Source organism: Vibrio sp. Isolate22 (assembly GCF_022398115.1).
In the GTDB taxonomy this organism is placed as follows: Bacteria; Pseudomonadota; Gammaproteobacteria; order Enterobacterales; family Vibrionaceae; genus Vibrio.
Genome location: NZ_JAKEUW010000029.1, coordinates 55225 through 61564, shown reverse-complemented (window position 1 = coordinate 61564; position 6340 = coordinate 55225). Strand labels below are relative to the sequence as shown.

Genomic DNA, 6340 nt, shown 5'->3' with positions numbered 1-6340 from the left:
GACTAGTACTGGTGTCTTTCTTCGAGTTCTTTCGCCACCCGTAGATTTGAGATTCATGTAAAGAAAGCTGTCTTGCTGTCGCAGCTACTCCCACTTTATCTGCTAACTTCAGGGCTTCTGCTTTAAATTCAGGGGAATGTTTAATTCTAGTTTTCTTAGTTGTCATTGTTCACCTCGTTAGTGATTGTACTCACTTAACTCAGTGTCCAAAACTGCTGGGGCGGATCACTTGTAGCTGCACCATTTGTTTACGTTGAATAAACGCTAACACTAACTTTTGAAACTCAGTCACAGTTCGCAATCCGGAATAACGATGCAGTAACTTAAAGTTATCTAACGTCGGTCCCATTCTAATTTGTTTCTCAGTAACCAAAACTAAGCGTCTGTTGAACTCATTCAACGCAACTCTTTGTTTCTCTTCAGATCTATTCCTGAAATCAGGTTTGAGAATCTGACTAGAGTGTTTTACTTCGAAGAGGGTTGACTGCTCGTTGTGATTTGTTACTAAAAAATCTGGGGTATATCGGCACTTACGATTATTGAATTGATAGTGGAAGCCAAAAGGTTGAGAGGTAAAACTTTTAACGTTTGCGTTATATTCGAGGTGAAAGCAGAAATCGAACTCCAAAATGGAGAGAGTGCGAACAACAGCATCATTCTTCAAGCTCATGAACTTACAGATGTTGTGTACGTGAGATGATTTCTTGGTTTGGTCGAACATAGCAAATCACTTTTGTTGTAAACCTACAACAAAAAATAGACTATGAAGACTTATGGTGCAAATATGAAGACTTATGATGCAGAAATGAAGAAAGCCTGCAATTTATGCGAACATATATTGCAGGCTTCATAAAGGGTGGGAACCCAGCCACATCCCGGCACACAAGTCACACGCTGCGGCTGCTTCCTTCCGGACCTGACCGAGTTCACGAGCTATTGTTGCGGGAGGACCAGGCCCCCATAGATTCGTTTTCTAAGAGGCTTGCCTCAAAGAGTGATTGGATTATTAAGCATCCCGGCAGCCATTGCAAGCCCTTCCCCTTTCTTTTTGAGCAATTGTGGTCTAAGTGCTTATCCTTTATTCAAACCACCAGTAAATCGCAGGTAAATTCACCATTTACCTGCGATTAGAAGTTTTCACACAACATCATCTAAATAGAGTGGACACTAGATATCGATGTCTTCGTTATCTTCAGTGCGAATGATGTAGTCCGTCATCCATGCCGTTCCTAACAAACATAGCCAGACCACAAATACAGGGCTTGGTACTTCAATACTCGGTGTAATCACCAGTGCTGCGAAGCCAGCAGTTGGTAGCGTCCAACACAGTAACTTATTCCAGCGGAAGGTTTTCAGCTTCGTCATCGCTTCCATTGACGCCATAATGCCCGTCACACACAAGGCCACGAGCGCTGCATAAGGTAAGTCAGCGATCCAAAGAGGCAAGATTAACCCTAATGACCACCAGCTGTGTCGACTCGCTGGTTTGAGATGGTTAGCAGCCCACCAAATAACCATGATGGACAAGACTTGTAATAGAGTCACCCATGGCGTGCCATCAAGCTTGCCAGCTGATTGCGTGACCATAATCCCGACCTGCAAAGTAGTCACGATCAAACCCGAAATAATCACCACCGACAAACTACTGCGTCTTGAGAAAACCACCATTAACAGTGGGAAAAGCACCCACGCGCTAACAGAGAGCGTGATTGGCTGTAGAGGAAGGGTTAAGCCATAAGTCGTCATAGCAGCAAGTAGAGCTAAACCTGCGATACCACCCTGCGGCAAAATCCATAACGCAGGAATCACCATCGCTAGTACTGGGATATCCCCCTCACTTAAACTGATTGCTCTCGCACAAACAACGGCTAATAATGTTGTAATTAGAAATTGAAACGTTGAAAAGACCATAGCTCTCTCCTTCTACCGATCCGTGGTATTCATGAACTAGGAACATTTAGTATGGACCAATTTTTAGCCCAAATCTTTGCTGTGATTCACCAAATTCCATATGGAAAAGTAACAACTTATGGAGACATAGCACGTTTCTCAGGTTTTCCGGGCTATGCGCGCCATGTGGGAAAAGCATTAGGTAATTTACCTGAAGGTAGCAAACTCCCTTGGTATCGAGTGATCAACAGTAAAGGCGAGATTTCCTTAAAAGGCGACTCGTTTGAACGCCAAAAGAAGCATTTGGTGGAAGAAGGAATTGAAGTGAGCGACGCTGGAAAAGTTAAACTCAGAATATACAAATGGCAGCCCTAGAGCTGCCATCATTCGCCGATTCATTTGACTACGTAAAGCCAATCAAGATGCCTTAACAGCGGCATCCATTTCTAATTAGCGAACACCGACCAAGCGTAGATCAGCGTGTTGTGTGTTTTCTACATCTGTAATCACAGACTTGATGGTATCTGTTGTAAAACGTAGTTTGCCGTCAACATGGATCGTTGCGCGCATGTTGTAACGGTGGTTAGGCTGAATCTTGTTGTCGTCGTAGCTTAATTCGAACGCAAACGGTACTTGCTTACCATCGGTTGTGAACTCTTGAGTCGCGATAACCGTTGATGGAGCATCTGCTAGTGAAATGTCTTCTAGCGTTACAGTAACCAATGCATTCTCTGGTAATGCAATTCTTTCGCGGTAGCTAACTGTTCCTGAAATCACTTGAGTATTCTCTGCAACCACTTCCTGAGAAGCGTTCGTTTCTGATGTTGTTTGGCAACCGACTAACAGGCCAAACGATACTAAAGACGTTAGAAGAATTAGAGCCTTTTTCATATTCAATTTCTCTCAACATGTTTGCCGGACTCGGCAAATCTACGGACTAATTATAAGAGAGCTTTCATATTCTGTCTTGAAACCCTATGATTTATTGACAGATATCTGACTAAGCTAAATGATTAACACCATAATCTGACACTCATTTTACGAAGAGGAATGCTGGCGATGAGTCAACCTTTAAAAGAATTACTAAGTTTACTTCAGCTAGAAAAGCTGGAAGAAGGTTTATTCCGTGGGCAAAGTGAAAACCTCGGTCTTCCACAGGTTTATGGCGGTCAGGTCTTAGGACAAGCACTTTCTGCTGCTCGTTATACCGTTGAAGACGACCGTAGTGTTCACTCGTTCCACAGTTATTTTCTATTCCCTGGCGACCCTGAAAAGCCGATTATTTACGATGTGGAAAATCTCAGAGATGGACGCAGCTTCAGTACCCGCCGTGTTAAAGCGATTCAAAATGGCCGCCCTATTTTCTACCTGACGGCTTCTTACCACGGTGACGCACCGGGCTTTGAACACCAAAATCCGATGCCTGATATTCCAGGGCCGGAAAACTTTGCGTCTGAAACTGAGCTTGCTAGCCATATTGCGGAGTTCTTACCAGAAAAACTGCGTAAAACCTTCTGTGGTGAAAAGCCAATTGAGATGCGCCCTGTAACGGTGGTTAACCCACTCAAACCAAAGAAGACAGAAGCGAAACAGTACCTTTGGGTTAGAGCAAATGGTGCGATGCCAGACAACCACTTGATTCACCAATACCTGCTTGCCTACGCTTCAGATTGGGGCTTCTTGGTCACTGCGCTTCACCCACATGAAGTCTCTCTAATGACGCCAAATTTCCAAGTGGCAACGATAGACCACTCAATCTGGTTCCACCGTCCATTCAAAATGGATGAATGGCTACTTTACGCGATTGAAAGTCCAACAGCGGCAAACACTCGCGGCCTAGTACGCGGGGAGATTTACAACCAGAAAGGTGATTTAGTCGCGACAGCCGTTCAAGAAGGTGTGATGCGCTTTACTAAGTAGTTATCAAGTACTTCTGAGTGTCTGCACACGAACGCCTGAAACGAAAAGAGGCTAGGTATCATACCTAGCCTCTTCTCTTTTTAATCACAATGGCAGTTCAACGAAACTGTGTTTAGTTCCCTTGCTCGACAGGCTTAGACTCGCCTTGTACTCGCGTTTTGATACCATCACCCGCATCTCGTAACAGGTTAAATGGCGATAGCACCACGCCTTTCACTGCACCTTCTGCCGCACCTTGAGCGAGCTCCTTACTCTTGTCAGCCAACAAGTTAGCTTGCACTAGAATCGCAGGGACTTCGGCTCTCAACATCTCAGACTCGGCAATCACTACAGGAATCGTTTGTTCTCGGTAAGATTTACTTTCAGCAAGCATTGGTGGCATCACATCAACACGGTAGCGCTTAAGTTCGGTCAGCGTTGGCGGAATCACATCGGTTCTCACCTGCCCGACTTCAACTCGAACATTTTTCACTTCGTCTAGGATCGCTGGAATTTTACTGTCCACCGATGCGACTGTTTTGTTCACCTTCTCGACCGTCTTTCTTACATCTTCAACGGTATTCAGCATCTGTGGTGCCAACTCGTCGACGTGCTCTGCCAGTATCAGAAACTCTTCGACTTTTAGCTCTTTGGTGAGCACGGAAAGATCCTCAATAACCTGAGGATAGGTATCGACAATTTCACCGACTTTATTGGTGAATGAATAGATGGTGTAGCCAAGGTAAAAAATGGCGATAGCTAACACGAGCTGAATAGCAGTAGAAACTTTTGCAAACATGAATAATCCTTTTCTTCATCGCAGAGGCGATATCTAAACTCGAAACACAATCTTTAAAATGGTTATAGCGGTAGCGCAGTGGTGTACTTTAATGGTTCCATCGCAAACGTAGAAGTAACGTTTGATATACCATCCACACTATTAACCAAGCGCTTATAGAACTCATCAAAGCACTTCATGTCTTTAACCTGCACCTTCATCATGTAATCGTACTCGCCCGCCATGCGGTAGAACTCCATCACTTCTGGGAATTCCGACACAGTATTCACAAAACGACCATACCACTCATGAGAATGATCGCTGGTTTTCACCAATACGAACGCGGTAAAAGAAAGATCTAACTTTTCAGGGTTCAGCAATGCCACTCTTTTTTCAATGATGCCATTCTCTTCCAAACGCTTTAAACGCTTCCAGCAAGGCGTTGTGGTGAGGTTGACGGCTTCAGAAATGTCGTTCAATGACAGGGTGCTGTCTTCTTGTAATAACGCTAATATTTTTTTATCTACGGCATCTATCACACTTTCACCAAATTGAATTTAAATAGAATAATTTTCTACATTTTAGTCAAAAAAAAGCAAATATGGCAAAGTTTTTCTCTCTAGATCTAGCTAAATTATAACCATACCAATTACAAAGAATTCCTACACAAGATCAGGAGAACGCTTATGTGCACTGACCATCAATGGATTAACAACGCGATTCGTAAAATTGAAGCGGATTACCAACGCTCTGCGGATACGCACCTTATCAAACTAGACCTTCCAAGCATCGAAGGCATTGATATCTACCTTAAAGATGAAAGTACACACCCAACAGGCTCTTTGAAGCACCGTTTGGCGCGCTCTCTGTTCTTATACGCTATCTGTAACGGTTGGGTTGGCCCAGAAACTACGATCATTGAATCTTCATCTGGTAGCACGGCGGTGTCTGAAGCTTACTTCGCTCGCCTACTTGGCCTTCCATTTATCGCGGTAATGCCAAAGTGCACAGCGAAGAAAAAGATCGAGCAAATTGAATTTTACGGCGGCCAAGCACACCTAGTTGACCGCTCTGACCAAATTTACGATGAGTCTCGCCGTTTAGCAGCGGAACTTAATGGTCATTACATGGACCAATTTACTTACGCTGAGCGCGCAACCGACTGGCGTGGTAACAACAACATCGCAAACTCGATTTTCAATCAAATGCAGATGGAAGATCACCCGGTTCCAACTTGGGTTGTAATGAGCCCGGGTACTGGTGGTACTTCAGCAACGATTGGCCGTTTCATTCGTTACCAACAACATGAGACTAAACTTTGCGTTGTCGACCCTGAAAACTCAGTATTCCACGAGTATTACAAAACAGGCAATACAGAAGTAAAAGGCAGCACATTCAGCAAAATTGAAGGCATTGGTCGTCCACGTGCTGAACCAAGCTTCATTCCAGGTGTGGTTGACGAAATGCGTAAGATCCCAGACGCGGCAAGTATTGCAACGACACATTGGTTATCTGACATTCTAGGCCGCAAGGTTGGCGCATCTACGGGTACCAACATGTACGGTGTGCTTCAACTGGCAAGTGAAATGAAAGCGCGTGGAGAAAAAGGCTCTATCGTGACTCTGCTTTGTGATAGCGGCGAGCGTTACCTAGACACTTACTTCAATGACGAATGGGTGAAAAACAACATTGGCGACCTTCAACCTTATGCTGCAAAGTTAGAAGCTTTCTCTCAAACGGGTGAATTAGCTTAAGCGCCAAGCAAAGTACAAG

Annotated in this window: 8 protein-coding genes, 1 other RNA gene and 1 pseudogene; 3 read left to right on the top strand and 7 right to left on the bottom strand. The window is 44.3% G+C overall.

Translation table 11 applies throughout. The features are described from left to right. The 4 genes and pseudogenes from L1D55_RS16605 to L1D55_RS16590 all read right to left on the bottom strand — a co-directional run. A partial coding sequence (locus tag L1D55_RS16605; RefSeq protein ID WP_239918167.1) for a transposase occupies positions 1-166 on the bottom strand: 166 nt, incomplete at its 3' end. Positions 167-229: 63 nt separating this feature from the next. Further along, a pseudogene (locus tag L1D55_RS16600) lies at positions 230-721 on the bottom strand (Tn7 transposase TnsA N-terminal domain-containing protein); the annotation flags it as partial. 138 nt (positions 722-859) lie between these two features. Continuing rightward, an RNA gene (gene ffs, locus L1D55_RS16595) (signal recognition particle sRNA small type) lies at positions 860-956 on the bottom strand. A 211-nt stretch (positions 957-1167) separates the two neighbouring features. Then, complete coding sequence (locus L1D55_RS16590) at positions 1168-1911, bottom strand: hypothetical protein (RefSeq protein WP_004739958.1); 744 nt, start codon at positions 1909-1911, stop codon at positions 1168-1170. Positions 1912-1962: 51 nt separating this feature from the next. Here L1D55_RS16590 and L1D55_RS16585 point away from each other — a divergent pair, with 51 nt between their 5' ends. Beyond that, complete coding sequence (locus L1D55_RS16585; RefSeq protein WP_063523545.1) at positions 1963-2265, top strand: MGMT family protein; 303 nt, start codon at positions 1963-1965, stop codon at positions 2263-2265. 75 nt (positions 2266-2340) lie between these two features. On the opposite strand, the gene L1D55_RS16580 is transcribed toward L1D55_RS16585, so the two are convergent. Beyond that, on the bottom strand, positions 2341-2781 hold the full coding sequence (locus L1D55_RS16580; RefSeq protein ID WP_136985842.1) for a YbaY family lipoprotein: 441 nt from the start codon (positions 2779-2781) through the stop codon (positions 2341-2343). 168 nt (positions 2782-2949) lie between these two features. Here L1D55_RS16580 and tesB point away from each other — a divergent pair, with 168 nt between their 5' ends. Continuing rightward, a complete protein-coding gene (gene tesB, locus L1D55_RS16575; protein ID WP_102424854.1) occupies positions 2950-3810 on the top strand; it encodes an acyl-CoA thioesterase II in 861 nt (286 codons plus the stop codon). 112 nt (positions 3811-3922) lie between these two features. Here the strand turns inward: tesB and L1D55_RS16570 are convergent, their stop codons facing one another. Continuing rightward, the gene (locus L1D55_RS16570) at positions 3923-4588 is read right to left on the bottom strand and encodes a hypothetical protein (protein ID WP_102424850.1); all 666 of its coding nucleotides are present in this window, start codon (positions 4586-4588) and stop codon (positions 3923-3925) included. A gap of 62 nt (positions 4589-4650) precedes the next feature. Further along, positions 4651-5106: an Lrp/AsnC family transcriptional regulator gene (locus tag L1D55_RS16565; protein ID WP_004739953.1), complete on the bottom strand. Its 456-nt coding sequence runs from the start codon at positions 5104-5106 to the stop codon at positions 4651-4653. A gap of 147 nt (positions 5107-5253) precedes the next feature. Here L1D55_RS16565 and L1D55_RS16560 point away from each other — a divergent pair, with 147 nt between their 5' ends. Continuing rightward, on the top strand, positions 5254-6321 hold the full coding sequence (locus L1D55_RS16560; RefSeq protein ID WP_239918165.1) for a PLP-dependent cysteine synthase family protein: 1068 nt from the start codon (positions 5254-5256) through the stop codon (positions 6319-6321). Positions 6322-6340 lie beyond the last annotated feature (19 nt).

Excerpts from the sequence above, each read along its gene's own strand:
- L1D55_RS16590 (WP_004739958.1), bottom strand. The coding sequence starts at position 1,911 with ATGGTCTTTTCAACGTTTCAATTTCTAATTACAACATTATTAGCCGTT.
- L1D55_RS16560 (WP_239918165.1), top strand. The coding sequence starts at position 5,254 with ATGTGCACTGACCATCAATGGATTAACAACGCGATTCGTAAAATTGAA.
- L1D55_RS16585 (WP_063523545.1), top strand. The coding sequence starts at position 1,963 with ATGGACCAATTTTTAGCCCAAATCTTTGCTGTGATTCACCAAATTCCA.
- tesB (WP_102424854.1), top strand. The coding sequence starts at position 2,950 with ATGAGTCAACCTTTAAAAGAATTACTAAGTTTACTTCAGCTAGAAAAG.
- L1D55_RS16580 (WP_136985842.1), bottom strand. The coding sequence starts at position 2,781 with ATGAAAAAGGCTCTAATTCTTCTAACGTCTTTAGTATCGTTTGGCCTG.
- L1D55_RS16570 (WP_102424850.1), bottom strand. The coding sequence starts at position 4,588 with ATGTTTGCAAAAGTTTCTACTGCTATTCAGCTCGTGTTAGCTATCGCC.